Source organism: Pseudomonas sp. BF-R-30, from assembly GCF_019956175.1.
In the GTDB taxonomy this organism is placed as follows: domain Bacteria; phylum Pseudomonadota; class Gammaproteobacteria; order Pseudomonadales; family Pseudomonadaceae; genus Aquipseudomonas; species Aquipseudomonas jessenii.
On the sequence record NZ_JAHBDE010000017.1, the window covers coordinates 1 to 17,816 of the forward strand.

The window sequence follows — 17,816 nt, forward strand, 5'->3', positions numbered from 1 at the left end:
CGATGGCATTGATCGCGCACTGCTCGTCGACATCCGACAGATCGCCGCTGATCCCCACCGCCCCCAGCACGTTCCCGTCCTGATCGCGAACCAGCACACCACCCGGTGCCGGCACGACGCTGCCCTGCCCCAGGCTGTTCAACGCGGCGATAAACGCCGGGCGTTGCTGGGCGTCCAGCGCCAGCAGGCGCGACCCCTTGCCCAGCGCGATGGCGCCCCAGGCTTTGCCGATGGCGACGTGCGGGCGCAGCAGGCTGGCGCCGTCTTCGCGTTGCAGGGTGATCAGATGCCCGCCGGCATCCAGTACCGCAATGGTCAAGGGTGCCGCAGAGATTGCACGCCCGGCGGTGATGGCCTCGTTGACCAGGTTGACTGCGACTTTCAAGGTTAAAGCGCTCATGGTGCCGTCCTCATTTTGTTTTTCGGAAAGTCGGTGGACTGCGCCGTTGTGCCGCAGCCCGATGCAACAAATAGAACACAATGAATTATTTTTTTGTATACAATAATCATCGAAAGGCGCCACATGCGACGAAAAGCCACAGCAGAACGGGCTTCCGACGAATGAAACAAGCGCTTGAGAAAATGGATTGACCTGCGCCGTCCGCCGTGAATACACTCTGCGCAAAGCCACTTGTATACAATTACAAAACGTAAAGAGGCACAAAACCATGAGCAAAATGAGAGCAATCGAAGCCGCCGTTCTGGTGATGCGCCGTGAAGGGGTCGATACCGCTTTTGGCATCCCGGGTGCCGCCATCAACCCGTTGTACTCCGCCCTGCAAAAGGTCGGCGGCATCGATCACGTACTCGCTCGCCACGTTGAAGGCGCCTCGCACATGGCCGAGGGCTACACCCGCACCAAGGCCGGCAACATCGGCGTGTGCATCGGCACTTCCGGCCCTGCCGGTACCGACATGGTCACCGGGCTCTACAGCGCCTCGGCCGACTCGATTCCAATCCTCTGCATCACAGGCCAGGCACCCCGCGCCCGTATGCACAAGGAAGACTTCCAGGCTGTCGATATCACCACCATCGTCAAGCCAGTCACCAAGTGGTCGACCACCGTCATGGAACCGGGCCAGGTGCCTTACGCGTTCCAGAAAGCTTTCTATGAAATGCGCTCCGGCCGTCCGGGCCCGGTGCTGATCGACCTGCCGTTCGACGTGCAGATGGCCGAAATCGAATTCGACATCGACGCCTACCAGCCACTGCCATTGGCCAAGCCGAGCGCTACCCGCGTCCAGGTGGAAAAAGCCCTGGCCATGCTGGATCAGGCCGAGCGCCCATTGCTGGTGGCCGGTGGCGGCATCATCAATGCCGACGCCGCCGACCTGCTGGTGGAGTTCGCCGAACTGACCGGTATTCCAGTGATCCCGACCCTGATGGGCTGGGGCGCCATCCCGGACGATCACCCGTTGATGGTAGGCATGGTTGGCTTGCAGACGTCGCACCGCTACGGCAACGCCACCATGCTCAAGTCCGACGTGGTTCTGGGCGTAGGCAACCGCTGGGCCAACCGTCACACCGGTTCCGTTGACGTGTACACCGAAGGCCGCAAGTTCATTCATGTTGATATCGAACCGACCCAGATCGGCCGCGTGTTCACCCCAGACCTGGGCATCGTTTCCGACGCTGCCGCCGCGCTGACCGTGTTCATCGAAGTCGCTCGCGAATGGCAAGCCGCCGGCAAGCTGAAGAACCGCAGCGCCTGGTTGCAAGACTGCCAGCAGCGTAAAGCCAGCCTGCAGCGCAAGACTCACTTCGACAACGTACCGGTCAAGCCGCAACGCGTTTACGAAGAAATGAACCAGGTGTTCGGCAAAGACACCTGCTACGTCAGCACCATCGGTCTGTCGCAGATTGCCGGCGCGCAGTTCCTGCACGTCTACAAGCCGCGTCACTGGATCAACTGTGGTCAGGCAGGCCCTCTGGGCTGGACCATTCCGGCAGCACTGGGCGTGGTCAAGGCTGATCCGAACCGTAAAGTCGTGGCCCTGTCGGGGGACTATGACTTCCAGTTCATGATCGAAGAATTGGCAGTGGGCGCGCAGTTCAAGCTGCCGTACATTCATGTGGTGGTAAACAACTCGTACCTGGGTCTGATCCGTCAGGCGCAGCGCGGTTTCGACATGGATTACTGCGTACAGCTGTCGTTCGACAACCTGAACGCGCCGGAACTCAACGGCTACGGTGTGGACCACGTCGCAGTTGCCGAAGGCTTGGGCTGCAAGGCACTGCGTGTGTTCGAACCGGCTCAGATCCAGCCTGCCCTGCGCAAGGCCCAGGAGCTGATCGAAGAGTTCAAGGTTCCGGTGATCGTCGAGATCATCCTGGAGCGCGTGACCAACATTTCCATGGGTACCGAGATCAACGCCGTCAACGAATTCGAAGACCTGGCGCTGGTCGGCGACGACGCACCGACTGCGATTTCGTTGCTCGATTAACTGTTGATCGCTCCCACAGGGAAGCACACTCATATTTGGGAGACCACCATGCCGCGTTTCGCAGCCAACCTGTCCATGCTGTTCACCGAACAGGACTTTCTTGCCCGTTTCGAAGCGGCCGCCAAAGCCGGCTTCAGTGGTGTCGAATACCTGTTCCCGTACGACTTCAGCTCCGCCGAAATCAAGGCCCAGCTCGACGCCAACGGTCTGACCCAAGTGCTGTTCAACCTGCCGGCCGGCGACTGGGCCAAGGGCGAACGCGGTATCGCCTGCCTGCCGGACCGGGTCGAAGAGTTCCGTGCCGGTGTCGACCTGGCCATCGCTTACGCGCAAGTGCTGGGCAACACCCAGGTCAACTGCCTGGCCGGTATTCGTCCGCAGGGCTTTGACGATGCCACCGTGGAGAAAACCTTCGTCGCCAACCTCAAGTACGCAGCCGACAAGCTGCAAGCGGCGGGCATCAAACTGGTGATGGAAGCGATCAACACCCGTGACATTCCAGGTTTCTACCTGAACAACACGGCGCAAGCCCTGTCGATTCGCGAGCAGGTCGGCAGCGCCAACCTGTTCCTGCAATACGACATCTATCACATGCAAATCATGGAAGGCGATCTGGCCCGCACCCTGCAATCGCACCTGGGCGAGATCAACCACGTGCAGCTCGCGGACAACCCGGGGCGCAACGAACCAGGCACCGGTGAAATCAACTACCGCTTCCTGTTCGAACACCTGGACCGCATCGGTTACCAGGGCTGGGTCGGTTGCGAATACAAGCCGCTGACCACCACTGAAGCGGGCCTGGGCTGGCTCAAGACCCATAACGCAATCTGATGTAGATCCCTGTGGGAGCGAGCTTGCTCGCGATAGCGGTGGGACAGTCGACATCGATGCTGAATGTTATGGCCCCATCGCGAGCAAGCTCGCTCCCACAAAGAGCAGTACTCCCCTATTTGCTTGAAGCAGCAATAAAAACAAGAGGATTTTCTCATGGCTAAAATCGGATTTATCGGCACCGGCATCATGGGCCACCCAATGGCGTTGAACCTGCAGAAAGCCGGTCACAGCCTGTTCCTGTCGGCCCACCACGACCCTGCGCCTGCCGACCTGGTCGCCGCTGGCGCCGTTGCCCTGGCGAACCCGAAGGAAGTCGCCCAGGAAGCCGAATTCATCATCGTCATGGTGCCGGATACCCCACAGGTCGATGATGTACTGTTCCGCGCCGATGGCGTTGCCGCCGGTGTTGGCAAAGGCAAAGTGGTGATCGACATGAGCTCGATCTCGCCGACCGCCACCAAGGCTTTCGCAGCAAAGATCAACGAAAAAGGCGCGCAATACCTCGACGCCCCGGTCTCCGGCGGTGAAGTCGGCGCCAAGGCTGCGACCCTGAGCATCATGGTCGGCGGCGATGCCGACGCCTTCGAGCGCGCTCTGCCACTGTTCCAGGCCATGGGCAAGAACATCACCCTGGTCGGTGGCAATGGCGACGGTCAAACCGCCAAAGTGGCCAACCAGATCATCGTGGCCCTGAACATCCAGGCCGTGGCCGAAGCCCTGCTGTTCGCTTCGAAAAACGGTGCCGATCCGGCCAAGGTGCGTGAAGCACTGATGGGCGGTTTCGCGTCCTCCAAGATCCTCGAAGTGCATGGCGAGCGCATGATCAAGGGCACCTTCGATCCAGGCTTCCGCATCAGCCTGCACCAGAAGGACCTGAACCTGGCCCTGCAAGGCGCCAAGGAGCTGAACATCAACCTGCCGAACACCGCCAACACCCAGCAAGTGTTCAGCACCTGCGCGGCCATCGGTGGCAGCAACTGGGACCACTCGGCGCTGATCAAGGGCCTGGAACACATGGCGAACTTCTCGATTCGCGACAAGAAGTAAGCCCTGTCCCACCCTGCATCAAACCTGTGGGAGCGGGCTTGCTCGCGAAGAGGGAGTGTCAGTCGACATGGATACTGACTGAACCACCGCTTTCGCGAGCAAGCCCGCTCCCACAAGGTCCGCGACAACCCCAATAACAAGAATTCCGGGAGCCCGCCATGTCGGTCGATCCGCAACAATTGCTGCGCGAGCTGTTTGCCACAGCCATCGATGCGGCGCATCCGCAACAAGTCCTCGAAGCCCATTTGCCTGCCGACCGCAGCGGCCGCGTGATCGTCATTGGCGCCGGCAAAGCCGCAGCCGCCATGGCCCAGGTGGTCGAGCGCTGCTGGCAGGGTGAAGTGTCCGGCCTGGTGGTGACCCGCTACGGTCACGGCGCACCTTGCGAAAAAATCGAAGTGGTCGAAGCCGCACATCCGGTGCCTGATGCCGCTGGCCTGGCCGTGGCCAAGCGTGTGCTGGAACTGGTCAGCGACCTGAGCGAAAACGACCGCGTGATCTTCCTGCTCTCCGGTGGTGGTTCTGCCCTGCTGGCACTGCCGGCCGAAGGCATCACCCTGGCCGACAAGCAGTCGATCAACAAAGCCCTGCTCAAGTCCGGCGCGACCATCGGCGAGATGAACTGCGTGCGCAAGCACCTCTCGGCGATCAAGGGCGGCCGCCTGGGCAAAGCCTGCTGGCCTGCCACGGTCTACACCTATGCGATTTCCGATGTGCCGGGCGACCTCGCCACGGTCATCGCCTCCGGCCCTACCGTGGCCGACCCGAGCACGTCGGCCGAAGCGCTGGCGATCCTCAAGCGCTACGCCATCGAGGTTCCGGCTTCGGTGCGCACCTGGCTGCAAAGCCCCGAGTCGGAAACCGTCAAACCCGGCGACCCGAGCCTGGCCCGCAGTCATTTCCAGTTGATCGCCCGCCCGCAGCAATCCCTTGAAGCGGCCGCGGTGAAATGCCGTCAGGCCGGGTTCAGCCCGCTGATCCTCGGCGACCTCGAAGGCGAATCCCGCGAGGTGGCGAAAGTCCACGCCGGCATCGCACGACAGATCGTCCTGCATGGCCAGCCGCTGGCGGCGCCCTGCGTGATTCTCTCTGGCGGTGAAACCACCGTCACCGTGCGCGGCAATGGCCGTGGCGGACGCAATGCCGAGTTCCTGCTCAGCCTGACCGACAGCCTCAAGGGCCTGCCCGGCGTCTACGCGCTGGCCGGTGACACCGACGGCATCGACGGTTCCGAAGACAACGCCGGCGCGATCATGACCCCGGACAGCTACGCCCGCGCCGCGGCAAAGGGCCTGAGCGCCAGCGACGAGTTGGACAACAACAACGGCTACGGCTACTTCGCGGCGCTGGACGCCCTGATCGTCACCGAGCCGACCCGTACCAACGTCAACGACTTCCGCGCCATTCTGATCCTTGAGAGCACTAAACATGACGCCTGATAAAAAGGTCAAAATCCTCGCCACGCTCGGCCCGGCCACCGATGGCATCGACGCCATCCGTGAGCTGGTGCTGGCCGGGGTCAACATCTTCCGCCTGAACTTCAGCCATGGCGATCACGCCGACCACGCCCAGCGTTTTCAGTGGATTCGTGAAGTCGAGCGCCAGCTCAATTATCCATTGGGCATCCTGATGGACCTGCAAGGCCCGAAACTGCGGGTCGGCAAGTTCGCCGAAGGCAAGGTGCAACTGGTGCGCGGCCAGGCCTTGCGCCTGGACCTCGATGCCACGCCGGGCGATGAGCGCCGGGTCAACCTGCCCCACCCGGAAATCATCGCCGCGCTGGAACCCGGCATGGACCTGCTGCTGGACGACGGCAAGTTGCGTCTGCGGGTGGTGACCAAGTACGCCGACGCCATCGACACCACCGTGCTCAATGGCGGCGAACTGTCGGACCGCAAAGGCGTGAACGTGCCACAAGCGGTGCTCGACCTGAGCCCTCTGACCGCCAAGGATCGCCGCGACTTGACCTTCGGTCTGGAGCTCGGTGTGGACTGGGTGGCGCTGTCGTTCGTGCAACGTCCCGATGACATCCGCGAAGCCCGCTCGCTGATCGGCGACAAGGCATTCCTGATGGCCAAGATCGAGAAGCCCTCGGCCGTCGAGCAACTGCGCGAGATCGCCGAATTGAGCGACGCGATCATGGTCGCCCGGGGTGACCTGGGCGTGGAAGTGCCGGCCGAAAGCGTGCCGCAGATCCAGAAGAACATCATCAGCACCTGCCGCCAGCTCGGCAAACCGGTGGTGGTCGCCACTCAGATGCTGGAGTCGATGCGCTTCTCACCCGCGCCAACCCGCGCCGAAGTCACCGATGTGGCCAACGCCGTGGCCGAAGGTGCGGACGCGGTGATGCTGTCGGCGGAAACCGCATCCGGCGAATACCCGCTCGAAGCCGTGCAGATGATGAGCAAGATCATCCGCCAGGTGGAAAACGGTCCGGACTATCAGACTCAACTGGACGTCAGCCGGCCGAAAGCCGAGGCGACTGTTTCCGATGCGATCAGCTGCGCCATTCGCCGTATCAGCAACGTGCTGCCGGTGGCGGTGCTGGTCAACTACAGCGAGTCCGGTGCGTCGAGCCTGCGTGCGGCGCGGGAGCGGCCGACGGTGCCAATCCTCAACCTGACACCGAACCTGCAGACCGCCCGTCGTCTGAGCGTGGCGTGGGGTGTGCACTCGGTGGTCAACGACCGCCTGCGTCAGGTCGATGAAGTCTGCTCGACGGCACTGGAAATTGCCCAGGCCCAAGGCATGGCGCAGCGTGGCGACACGTTATTGATCACCGCCGGTGTGCCCTTTGGGCAGCCGGGATCGACTAACTCTTTGCGCATTGAGACGTTGATCTAGCGCCTGAACTGGCCTCTTCGCGAGCAAGCCCGCTCCCACAGTTGATCTATGTGCACCACAGAATCAATGACTGAACAAAGATTCAGTGTGGGAGCGGGCTTGCTCGCGAAGCAGGCGACACGATTCACTGGAAACACCACAGATTTCATCATGCCTGCCAATCACTTCAACACCCACTGCCCCGACTGGGCCGAAGCCTTGCTCAACGGCTTCAGCCAGATCTTTCTCCAGCGCAATCCGCTGTGCGGTCTGCTGTGCGTCCTGGCCATCCTGTTCACTGCGCCCGCCTTGCTCGGCGGCGCCTTGCTCGGTGGTGTTGCCGGGCTGCTCACCGCGCAACGCCGAAACTATGCCAAGGCTGATCGTCAGGCCGGGTTGTTCAGCTACAACGGCGTGCTGCTCGGACTGTTGCTGAGCCTGTATTTCCCCTGGTCGGCGATGATGCCGCCACTGATTCTGGCCGCCGGTGGCCTGAGCGCGATGGTCACCCAACAGTGGCTCAAGCGCGTCCGGTTCAGCCAATACCTGCCAGCCTACACCGCGCCCTTCGTTGGGCTGGGCTGGTTGCTGCTGTGCTTCGCCACGCCCTCGACAGAGCCGCATTTGATCGAAGTCAGCACCCTGAACATGCTCGCCGCGCCACTCAAAGGCCTCGGCCAGGTGATATTCCTCGGTCATCCGCTGGCCGGTGCGATGATTGCCGCCGGTTTGCTGATCGCTGATCGCCGCGCATTCTGCTGGGCGTTGCTGGCCTCAGTCGCGGGCATGGGCTGGAGCCTGCTGAACCACGATTTCTATACCGCACTGCTCGGCCTCGGTGGCTATAACGCCGTGCTGGCCGCCCTCGCCTTCAGCTCGCAGCGTCGCCAAACGTGGCTGCCGCTGGTTGGCATCGGCCTGGCGCTGCTGCTGACGCCGCTGTTTGCCGCCATCGGTCTGCCCACCCTGACCGCGCCGTTCATTCTTGCCGGCTGGCTGATTCGCAGTGTTATTCAAATGCTCGGCAAAGCCACAGTCGAAAGCGCGCCTTGCGCTCCCGGGGAGAATCAACCTAGGCTGCGCTGATTTGCGGCCAAGGCGATGTGCATGATCAGCAACGACACGTGGCGAAATCGCCTGTACGTGATTATTTTCCAGACCGACACCGTCGCCGGTCGACGCTTCGACTCCACCCTGCTGCTGATCATCTTCGCCAGCCTGGTAGTCGTGATTCTGGACAGCATCGATGACGTTCACCAGCACTACGCCAGCCTGCTGGCGTACATCGAGTGGGGCTTCACGGCGATCTTCCTCGGCGAGTACATCCTGCGCCTATACTGCTCGCCCAAGCCCCTGCGCTACGCCTTCAGTTTCTATGGGCTGGTGGACCTGCTGGCCATCGTGCCCGGCATCCTCGCGCTGTACTACAGCGATGCCCAGTACCTGCTGATCATCCGGGTGATCCGGATGCTGCGGATCTTCCGCGTGCTCAAGCTCGGCCCGTACCTCAAGCAAGCTCATTACCTGCTCGATGCCCTGCGTGGCAGCAAGCAAAAGATCCTTGTTTTCCTGCTCAGCGTCTGCACCCTGGTGACGGTGTTCGGCACCCTGATGTATGTGGTCGAAGGCCCGCAACATGGCTTCACCAGCATTCCCAAGGGCATTTACTGGGCTATCGTGACGTTGACCACCGTCGGTTACGGCGACATCGTGCCCAAGACCGCACTGGGTCAGGTCATCTCGTCGATGGTGATGATCACCGGTTACTCGATCATCGCCGTGCCCACCGGGATCTTCACCGCCGAACTGGCCACGGCCATGCGTGGTGGCCAGTTGCAGCACCACTGCCCGGTGTGCGCCAAGGACAGCCATGAGCCGGAGGCGTCGTTCTGCTCCCGTTGCGGTAATGCGCTGTTCAGGAAACGGGAATAAGCAAAGAGCTTTTTAATCTTTAAAGGACTATACGAGCCCAGTTATAGTCGCTGGCAAATTGCCCCACTTTTAATAGAACAAGGAATGCGCAGTGAAAAAACTCTTTGGCGCCTCACTTATCGCCGCTGGCCTGGCCCTGGGCAACATCGCCCAGGCTGCACCGACCCTGCTCAACGTTTCCTACGACGTGATGCGCGATTTCTACAAGGACTACAACACTGCGTTCCAGAAACACTGGCAAGCCGAGCACAACGAAAACATCACCCTGCAAATGTCCTTCGGCGGCTCCAGCAAACAGGCGCGTTCGGTCATCGACGGCTTGCCGGCCGACGTCATCACCATGAACATGGCCACCGACATCAACGCCCTGGCGGACAATGGCAAACTGGTCCCGGACAACTGGGTCACGCGCCTGCCGAACAACAGCGCGCCGTTCACCTCGGCCACCGTGTTCATCGTGCGCAAGGGCAACCCGAAAGCCCTGAAAGACTGGCCTGACCTGCTCAAGGACGGCGTTCAGGTCATCGTGCCAAACCCGAAAACCTCCGGTAACGGTCGCTACACCTACCTGTCGGCCTGGGGCTACGTGCTGAAAAACGGCGGCGACGAGAACAAGGCCAAAGATTTCGTCGGCAAGCTGTTCAAACAAGCGCCGGTGCTGGATACCGGTGGCCGCGCCGCGACGACTACTTTCATGACCAACCAGATCGGCGACGTATTGGTGACGTTCGAGAATGAAGCGGAAATGATCGCCCGCGAGTTCGGCCGTGATCAGTTCGAAGTCATCTACCCAAGCGTTTCCGCCGAAGCCGAGCCACCGGTGTCGGTGGTCGACAAGACCGTCGACAAAAAAGGCACCCGTGCAGCGGCCGAGGAATACCTGAAGTACTTGTGGTCGCCGGAAGGTCAGGAAATTGCCGCGGCAAACTACCTGCGCCCGCGTGACCCAGCCGTGCTGGCCAAGTACACCGACCGTTTCCCGAAAGTAGACTTCCTGTCGGTCGAGAAGACCTTCGGCGACTGGCGCACCGTGCAGAAGACCCACTTCAATGATGGCGGGGTTTTCGACCAGATCTACAGCGGCAAGTAATCGGCTGAAACACTGCAACTTCTGTGGGAGCGAGCTTGCTCGCGATGACAATTGAACAGTCAGCATCGTCGTTGACCGCCATTATGCTATCGCGAGCAAGCTCGCTCCCACAGGTTCTGCGACATCCCGCTACATCGGCGGCGTCACGCCATCCTTGCCCGCCGAAATGGATTGGGCGGTGAGCGTGCCGTCAGCGCCCGGCGTCACAAAGGTCACGATCTTCACGAACAAGATGTAAGTGAATGTATCATTCACCCTTGATGTTCTGACGCAAGACACACGCGTTCGTCAGTCATTCCGCAATGGAATGATTGCTATCACTCCAATCCCACTTCCGCCGTTTCAGTCAGCCCATTAGCCTGCGCGCATTCCTTTCCGTACAGCGAGACCCGTTATGAACCCAGCGACCCAGGTGTCCCATGGCACCGCGACAATGACCCGAGGCATGGTGCTGCTGTTCGCCTTCTGCTGCGGCGCCATTGTCGCCAATATCTACTACGCCCAGCCGATCATCGGCCTGATCGCGCCGGACATTGGCCTGACCAACACCATGGCCAGCCTGATCGTTTCCTTGACTCAGATCGGCTATGCGCTGGGACTGTTTTTCCTGGTGCCGCTGGGGGATCTGTTGGAGAACCGCCGGTTGATGATCATCACCACGCTGGTGGCAATTGTCAGCCTGCTAGGTGCGGCGTTTACCGACCAGCCGAAGGTGTTTTTGCTGATTTCGCTGTTGGTGGGGTTCAGTTCGGTTTCGGTGCAAATCCTGATTCCGTTGGCCGCGCACCTGGCACCGGAAGAAACCCGTGGCCGTGTGGTGGGCGGGATCATGGGTGGGTTGTTGCTCGGCATTCTACTGGCCCGACCGGTGTCCAGCGTGGTGGCCGACCACTTCGGCTGGCGGGCGATGTTTGTGATTGCCGCGGTGTTGATGGCGGCCATCAGCATCGTGCTGGCCGTGACCATTCCCAAGCGGGAGCCTGATCACAGCGCGTCCTATGGCCAGTTGCTGGGCTCTCTGTGGACGCTTTTGCGCAAGCAACCGGTCCTGCGCCAGCGTGCGTTTTACCAAGGCTGCATGTTTGCCACCTTCAGCCTGTTCTGGACCGCCGTGCCGCTGGAACTGGCGCGCAATCACGGTTTGTCGCAAAGCGAGATCGCGATCTTCGCCCTGGTCGGGGCCATCGGCGCCATTGCTGCCCCGATCGCCGGTCGCCTGGCCGATGCCGGTCACACCCGCATCGCATCGTTGCTGGCTCTGCTGTTTGCCAGCCTGAGTTTCATGCCGGCGTTTATCCATCCGGCCTACAGCGTCATCGGTCTGGCGGTGACCGGCGTGGTGCTCGACTTCTGCGTGCAGATGAACATGGTCCTCGGCCAGCGCGCGGTCTACGCCCTCGACGGTAAAAGCCGCAGCCGCCTGAATGCGCTGTACATGACCAGCATCTTCATCGGCGGCGCCTTCGGCTCTTCGGTGGCCAGCGCGGTGTACGAACACGGTGGCTGGTTGTGGATCGTGATCGTCGGCAGCGCGTTTCCGCTGTTGGCGTTGTTGCGGTTCCTGAGTGTTTCGCAAAAGGCTTCGCTGGCGACGGCGTAAGCCTCTAAACCCGGTCGGATCGCCGCCCGGAGCAGGCTCGCTCCCACAGTGGATCGGCCGTTCAACAAGGCCGGCGAGGAGCAATCGGTCATCGTCAGCGGCCGGATCCGCGTCAATGCCGCCGAAGGCCTGCGAGAAGCCGTGCTGGCCCACCAAGGGCTGGCCATGGCCTCGCAATGGATGTTCGCGCCTGAACTGGCTGACGGTTCGGTTCGGGAAGTGATGAAGGACTGGGCACTGCCGGACCTGGATTTGTGGGCGGTTTTCCCTACGGGGAGAATGGCCAGTGCCAAGGCTCGGGCGTTCTTCGAGTATGTGCAGGGGTTGTTGGCCAGGAAGGCCTGACAGGTAGCCGGGAGTTACTCGTCAATGCAGACCAGCAACCGTTCGACCGTTTGCTCAAGCGGCCCTGAGTTGTCGAGCACGTGCACGGCCGGGTCCTCCGCCAGCAATTGCTCGCTGAATCTGGCATTGCGTGCCAACCGCTGGTCGATCTCGATCGGCGATTCCCGCCCGCGTTCCAGCAAGCGCTGGCGCAGTACTGCCTGATCCACAGTCAACAACAGCACCAACGCGTTCGGATAGCGCAGGCGCGTGTTCTGCAAATGCCCGCGAGAGCCATTGATCAGCACGTCCTGCCCGGCGGCCAGCCAATCGTCGATTTCCCGCGGGATGCCATAGGACAACCCGTTGGCGTGCCAGCTCAGGGCAAACGCGCCCTGGGCCTCCATTTCGGCGAACTGCTGTTCACTGACGCCCAGCGCCGCTTCGCCCACGGCTTCCGCCGAGCGCGTGATGACCCGCCGCACGATACGGCAGCCGCTTTCGGCCAACCGTGTTCGCGCGGCATCCAGCAGGCTGTCCTTGCCCGAACCTGAAGGCCCGATGAGATAGATCAACCTGCCCGCCATCAAACCACCCTCTTCATTTGTCGCCCTGTTTGCCGGATCCACGGCAGACCGTCCTGATTGCGCTTGCGCCAGATCAGCCCGCAGGCCCGGCGTATGATCCATCACCGACACCGGTTGCACCAGTGGGTTTTCCAGCGGGTCTCGGTATACGCCAAGGGTGTCCTCGCAGCGCATTGACGCCTCGGCGCGGGCGAGTCCATCCAATTACGGCGGGTTACTTGGCAAATCCCCAAGTAACCAAGGGCTCTTGCCCCTCACGTTCGGCCTCTCGAGGGGGCAAGAAGATCAAAAGCCAAAGCAAAAGCGAGGCAGCCTACTGGCCGGCCTGATCGCAATTGAACGCGTTCCCCCTGTAGGAGCGAGCTTGCTCGCGAAAAACGCCGGGACACCGCGGGGATTCAGACAGCCCGCGTTATCGTTGACGTCCATCGCGAGCAAGCTCGCTCCCACAGAATTGAGCAGTGACCCACCCATCACATTCCAGCAGGCACAAAAAAGGCGACCCGAAGGTCGCCTTTTTTGCGTTACTGCCCGAATTTTCGCCCCAGGCCACCCGGTACACCCTGGATGTCAGTATCTTCCCACGGCCCTTGCGGACTAATCGACCGACTCCAACCATTATCCCAGCGGTAATAGGTACGTTGGCGATAAAAGGTATTGGGCTGGTCATCAAGCACATACACCCCAAGCTTCGGATCCCAATGGCTATTGCCCCCCGGTGGCGGCGCGAAGCTGGCAGAAGTGCGTGGCAACGGCTTGGAGGGTTTGGCCGGGATGGTCGGCTTGCTCGGTACAGGCGACGTCGATGGCGTGGGGCTGGGCTGCGACGGCGGGAACGGTGGTGGTGCCTGATGTTCCGTTGGTTGCTGGACCGCACAAGCGCTTAACCCCAAAACAGCGCTGAGCAGGGCAATACGAGCAATGGCGGTCATGGTGGCGTTTCCTGTTATTTATCCGGGCTGTCGATGGTCAGTGTCTGCGGCGCGGTGGTGCTGCTGGCCAGGGGCTGGCTGCGACCAATCCATTCGCCGGCGGTCGGTTTGCCGGCACGGGAAATGCGCGCAACCAGTTGGACTTCAGGGAAGTTCGACAGTTTCAATTGCGGCATCATTGCGTCGGCATCGCCCAGTTCGACGGTTACCGGCAGGTCGGCCACGGTCATGCGCTTGACCGCCAGCGGGGCTGGAGGACCGGAGATCGCACGGGCGAAGATGAACACGCTGTCGCCAGGCTGGACCTTGGATTTGAGGTCCGCGGCCAGATCGACACTGACCTTGAGCAACGCCGAGGCCTTGGCCGCCGGTGCTTGTGCAACCTTGCCGCCACTGGCCACCAGCTTCTCCGTGGCCCGGGTAATTCCGCCTTCCAGCGCCTCGCGGGACTTGTCCTCCGGCGGCAGCTGCGCCAACAGGCGATTCCAGTAATCGATGGCGTCCTGATAACGCTCGCTTTCAAATGCGGCAATGCCAAGCAGGCCAAGGCTGGTGACTTCTTTCGGATCAGCCTTGAGCGCTTCGTCGGTCAGGGCCTGGACCTTGTCCGACCACTTCTTGCCATCGGCGAAGTACTGGGCCTGGGCCCATTGACCGAGCAACTCGGGCTGGCGACCGGCCAGGCTCACGGTGCGTTCGAACATCTTCGCCGCGTCCGCCGGGCGATCCTGAGCCATGTAGGTGCGACCGAGGAAATACATGCCTTCAGCGGAATCCGGTTGAGCGGCGACCGCACGTTCCAGGCGCCGCGTCATCTCTTCCATCGACTGGGGTGCCTGGGAGAATTCGCGGGTCAGTTCGACCTTGTCGCTGGCACCGAAATGCAAATACAGGCCCAAGCCCAGCACCGGCACCAGAATGGCCGCCAGCAACGGCAAGGGTTTGCCCAGACGCGACACCCGTGGCGCTTCAGCGCCTTCGGTGTCCGCCAGCAACTCACGGGCAGCTTCGGCGCGACCGGCGTCCATTTGCGCGGCATCGAGCACGCCCTCTTCCTGCTGAGCCTGCAACTCAGTCACGCGCTCCTGATACAGCGCGACGTTCAGGGCGGTACGATCCTCTTCGAGCTGGGCGCGACGGCTGCGCAGCACCGGGATCAACAGAAAACTCAGGGCAACCAGAAGCAGCAGACCTGCAGCGAGCCAGAAATCAATCATTCTTGGTTTTATCCAACAGGTGGTCGAGGCGCGAGCGCTCCTCGGCAGAAAGCGAGTCCGGGGTGCCGGCGCGTTGCACGCGACGACGGCGGACGATCACCGCGATGATCACGACACCGCCCAGCAGCAGGCCGGCGGGGCCGAACCAGAGCAAGGCGGTCTTGGCGTTCAGCGCAGGCTTGTAGCGGACGAAATCACCGTAGCGATCGACCATGAAGTCGATGATCTGCTGGTTGTCCTTGCCCTCGCCGAGCATGCGGAAAATCTCTTTGCGCAGGTCGGCGGCAATCGGTGCGTTGGAATCGGCGATATCCTGATTCTGGCACTTGGGGCAACGCAGCTCCTTGGTCAACTCGCGGAAACGCTCGCGATCTTCTTCCTTGGCGAACTCGTAGGTGTCGATGGCCGCGTAGGCCACGCCCGCCAGGCTCAAGCCCAGGACAACGGCAGCGATCCAGCGCTTCATGGCTTGGCCTCGTCGACCAGCGCCTGGTACTTGCCCGCCAGTTTTTCACGCCAGACCTGCTCGTCGATCACGCCGACGAACTTGTCACGGATGATGCCCTTGGCGTCGATGAAGAAGGTTTCCGGTGCGCCGTACACGCCGAGGTTCAGGCCCAGCGAGCCTTCGTCGTCACGAATGTCCAGCGCATACGGGTTGTGGAAGTCCTTCAGCCACTTCAAGGCATCGGCGTTGACGTCCTTGTAGTTGATGCCGTAGATCACCACGCCCTGCTGGGCCAGTTTGTTCAACACCGGGTGCTCGACCCGGCAGGAAATGCACCAGGTGCCCCAGACGTTGACCAGCGCCGGTTTGCCCAGAATGTCAGCGCGGGTCAGGGTCTTGTCGCCCTGCACCGACGGCAGGGAAAACTCCGGGAACGGCTTGTCGATCATGGCCGAAGGCAGCTCGGCCGGATCCAGGTACAACCCACGGTAAAGGAATACCGCGACCACCAGAAAAATCGCCAGTGGCAACAACATCAACCAACGCTTCATGCAGTGGCTCCCGACATGCCCAGTGCTTCGCGCACGCGGCTTTTGACCTTGACCCGATAACGCCGATCCAGCGCCGCCAGCAACCCGCCAGCGCCTGTCAGCAAGCCGCCGAACCAGATCCAGCGCACAAACGGCTTGACGTGCACGCGCACGGCCCAGGCGCCATTACCCAGTGGTTCACCGAGGGCGACATAGAGGTCGCGGGTGAAACCGGCGTCGATACCCGCTTCGGTCATCACCGAGTTCTGCACGGTATACAGGCGTTTTTCCGGGTGCAGCACGCTGATTTCCTTGCCGTTGCGGATCACTCGCACGGTGCCCTTGTCGGAGGTGAAGTTCGGGCCTTCGAAGTGTTTGGCGCCTTCGAAGACGAACTGATAGCCGCCCAGGTCCATGGATTCGCCGGGCGCCAGGCGCAGATCGCGCTCGGCACTGTTCTGGCTCGACAGCACGACACCCAGCGCACACACGGCGATGCCCAGGTGCGCGATCTGCATGCCCCAGTAGCTGCGGGTCAGGGTTGGCAGGCCTTTGATCAGGCCCTTGTGGCGAGTCTTGTCGAAGATGTCACGCACGCCGGCCAGCAACACCCAGGCAGCGAGCATGAAGGTCGCGAGCACGGCCCAGTTGAAATCGCCGTAGGCGATGCCGGCCACTACTGCCAGCGCGGCACTGCCGAGCAGGACCGGGGTGAGCATGCTTACCAGCCATTTCACCGGCGTGTCTTTCCAGCGCACGATCACGCCGACCGCCATCACCACCATCAGCAATGCCATCAACGGAATGAACAGCGCGTTGAAGTATGGCGGGCCGACGGACAGCTTGGCGCCGGTCATGGCGTCCAGAATCAGCGGATACAAGGTGCCGAGCAGGATCATCGACGCGGCCACCACCAGCACCAGGTTGTTACCCAACAGCAGGGTTTCCCGGGACCAGAGGTTGAAGCCCACCTGGCTCTTGACCACCGGCGCGCGCAGGGCGAACAGCGTCAGCGAACCACCGACCACGAACAGCAGGAAAATCAGGATGAACACCCCGCGCTCCGGGTCGGACGCAAAGGCGTGCACCGAGGTCAGCACGCCGGAACGCACGAGGAAGGTGCCCAGCAGACTCAAGGAGAATGCGGCGATGGCCAGCAACACGGTCCAGCTTTTGAACACGCCACGTTTTTCCGTGACCGCCAACGAGTGAATCAGTGCGGTGCCCACCAGCCATGGCATGAACGAGGCGTTTTCCACCGGGTCCCAGAACCACCAGCCGCCCCAGCCGAGTTCGTAGTACGCCCACCACGAACCGAGGGTGATGCCGATGCCGAGGAACGCCCAGGCCACGATGGTCCACGGACGCGACCAGCGCGCCCAGGCGGCGTCCAGGCGACCGCCCATCAGCGCGGCGATGGCGAAGGCGAAGGCCACCGAGAAGCCGACGTAGCCCATGTACAGCATCGGCGGGTGAACGATCAGGCCGATGTCTTGCAGCAGCGGGTTGAGGTCGGCACCGTCGGTGGGCATTTGCGGCAGGATGCGCTTGAACGGGTTGGAGGTCATGATCAGGAACAGCAGGAAACCGGTGCTGATCATGCCCATCACCGCCAGCACGCGAGCCAGCATGACCTGCGGCAATTGCCGGGAAAACACCGATACCGCAAAGGTCCAGCCGCCGAGAATCAAGGCCCACAACAGCAGGGAACCTTCGTGGGCACCCCACACGGCGCTGAACTTGTAGTACCACGGCAAGGCACTGTTGGAGTTGTTGGCCACATAGGCCACGGAGAAATCGTCGACCATGAAGGCGTAGGTCAGGCAACCGAAGGCGAACAGCAAGAACGCGAACTGCCCCCACGCGGCCGGCTGGGCCAGGCTCATCCAGAAGCGGTCACCGCGCCAGGCACCGACCAATGGCACCACCGCCTGAACCAGCGCGAAACACAGCGCCAGGATCATGGCCAGGTGGCCCAATTCGGGAATGAAGATTCCAGCTGTCATCA

Annotated in this window: 16 protein-coding genes and 2 pseudogenes; 10 read left to right on the top strand and 8 right to left on the bottom strand. The window is 61.7% G+C overall.

Features of this window, described 5'->3' with window-relative positions:
• On the bottom strand, positions 1–400 hold a 400-nt coding region (locus tag KGB20_RS10975; RefSeq protein ID WP_223532241.1), incomplete at its 3' end, for a GlcG/HbpS family heme-binding protein.
• Positions 401–668: 268 nt separating this feature from the next.
• Here KGB20_RS10975 and gcl point away from each other — a divergent pair.
• From gcl to KGB20_RS11015, 8 genes are all read left to right on the top strand, one after another.
• The gene (gene gcl / locus KGB20_RS10980) at positions 669–2,444 is read left to right on the top strand and encodes a glyoxylate carboligase (protein ID WP_057715848.1); all 1,776 of its coding nucleotides are present in this window, start codon (positions 669–671) and stop codon (positions 2,442–2,444) included.
• A 48-nt stretch (positions 2,445–2,492) separates the two neighbouring features.
• Positions 2,493–3,275 (top strand): hydroxypyruvate isomerase, encoded by a 783-nt coding sequence (hyi, locus tag KGB20_RS10985; protein ID WP_090453874.1) that lies wholly within the window; start codon positions 2,493–2,495, stop codon positions 3,273–3,275.
• 156 nt (positions 3,276–3,431) lie between these two features.
• On the top strand, positions 3,432–4,325 hold the full coding sequence (locus KGB20_RS10990; RefSeq protein ID WP_057715850.1) for a 2-hydroxy-3-oxopropionate reductase: 894 nt from the start codon (positions 3,432–3,434) through the stop codon (positions 4,323–4,325).
• A gap of 158 nt (positions 4,326–4,483) precedes the next feature.
• The gene (locus tag KGB20_RS10995; protein ID WP_223532243.1) at positions 4,484–5,764 is read left to right on the top strand and encodes a glycerate kinase; all 1,281 of its coding nucleotides are present in this window, start codon (positions 4,484–4,486) and stop codon (positions 5,762–5,764) included.
• Positions 5,754–7,169, top strand: a complete 1,416-nt coding sequence (gene pyk / locus KGB20_RS11000; protein ID WP_150716449.1) for a pyruvate kinase — start codon at positions 5,754–5,756, stop codon at positions 7,167–7,169. The genes KGB20_RS10995 and pyk overlap by 11 nt, the downstream gene beginning before the upstream one ends.
• 150 nt (positions 7,170–7,319) lie before the next feature.
• A complete protein-coding gene (locus KGB20_RS11005) occupies positions 7,320–8,234 on the top strand; it encodes an urea transporter (RefSeq protein ID WP_223532245.1) in 915 nt (304 codons plus the stop codon).
• Between the two features lie 21 nt (positions 8,235–8,255).
• Positions 8,256–9,080, top strand: coding sequence for an ion transporter (locus KGB20_RS11010; RefSeq protein WP_090453869.1), 825 nt, complete (start codon positions 8,256–8,258; stop codon positions 9,078–9,080).
• A gap of 91 nt (positions 9,081–9,171) precedes the next feature.
• Complete coding sequence (locus tag KGB20_RS11015; RefSeq protein ID WP_102669706.1) at positions 9,172–10,170, top strand: sulfate ABC transporter substrate-binding protein; 999 nt, start codon at positions 9,172–9,174, stop codon at positions 10,168–10,170.
• A 129-nt stretch (positions 10,171–10,299) separates the two neighbouring features.
• Here the strand turns inward: KGB20_RS11015 and KGB20_RS29020 are convergent.
• Positions 10,300–10,395, bottom strand: a pseudogene (locus KGB20_RS29020) (hypothetical protein); the annotation flags it as partial.
• A gap of 169 nt (positions 10,396–10,564) precedes the next feature.
• Between KGB20_RS29020 and KGB20_RS11020 the strand changes: the two are divergent.
• Both KGB20_RS11020 and KGB20_RS11025 read left to right on the top strand, forming a co-directional pair.
• Entirely contained in the window at positions 10,565–11,770 is a 1,206-nt protein-coding gene (locus KGB20_RS11020) for an MFS transporter (RefSeq protein ID WP_223532247.1), read from the top strand.
• A gap of 60 nt (positions 11,771–11,830) precedes the next feature.
• A pseudogene (locus tag KGB20_RS11025) lies at positions 11,831–12,115 on the top strand (LysR substrate-binding domain-containing protein); the annotation flags it as partial.
• Between the two features lie 14 nt (positions 12,116–12,129).
• Here the strand turns inward: KGB20_RS11025 and phnN are convergent.
• From phnN to KGB20_RS11055, 6 genes are all read right to left on the bottom strand, one after another.
• Positions 12,130–12,681 (bottom strand): phosphonate metabolism protein/1,5-bisphosphokinase (PRPP-forming) PhnN, encoded by a 552-nt coding sequence (phnN, locus tag KGB20_RS11030; protein ID WP_223532286.1) that lies wholly within the window; start codon positions 12,679–12,681, stop codon positions 12,130–12,132.
• 524 nt (positions 12,682–13,205) lie between these two features.
• Positions 13,206–13,613, bottom strand: a complete 408-nt coding sequence (locus KGB20_RS11035) for a hypothetical protein (RefSeq protein ID WP_079246789.1) — start codon at positions 13,611–13,613, stop codon at positions 13,206–13,208.
• Positions 13,614–13,627: 14 nt separating this feature from the next.
• A complete protein-coding gene (gene ccmI / locus KGB20_RS11040; RefSeq protein WP_154910949.1) occupies positions 13,628–14,830 on the bottom strand; it encodes a c-type cytochrome biogenesis protein CcmI in 1,203 nt (400 codons plus the stop codon).
• The gene (locus KGB20_RS11045) at positions 14,823–15,296 is read right to left on the bottom strand and encodes a cytochrome c-type biogenesis protein (protein WP_223532249.1); all 474 of its coding nucleotides are present in this window, start codon (positions 15,294–15,296) and stop codon (positions 14,823–14,825) included. Before KGB20_RS11045 ends, ccmI begins: the two co-directional genes overlap by 8 nt.
• The gene (locus KGB20_RS11050; protein ID WP_223532251.1) at positions 15,293–15,829 is read right to left on the bottom strand and encodes a DsbE family thiol:disulfide interchange protein; all 537 of its coding nucleotides are present in this window, start codon (positions 15,827–15,829) and stop codon (positions 15,293–15,295) included. Before KGB20_RS11050 ends, KGB20_RS11045 begins: the two co-directional genes overlap by 4 nt.
• Positions 15,826–17,814, bottom strand: a complete 1,989-nt coding sequence (locus tag KGB20_RS11055; RefSeq protein ID WP_057715862.1) for a heme lyase CcmF/NrfE family subunit — start codon at positions 17,812–17,814, stop codon at positions 15,826–15,828. Before KGB20_RS11055 ends, KGB20_RS11050 begins: the two co-directional genes overlap by 4 nt.
• Between the last annotated feature and the right edge of the window lie 2 nt (positions 17,815–17,816).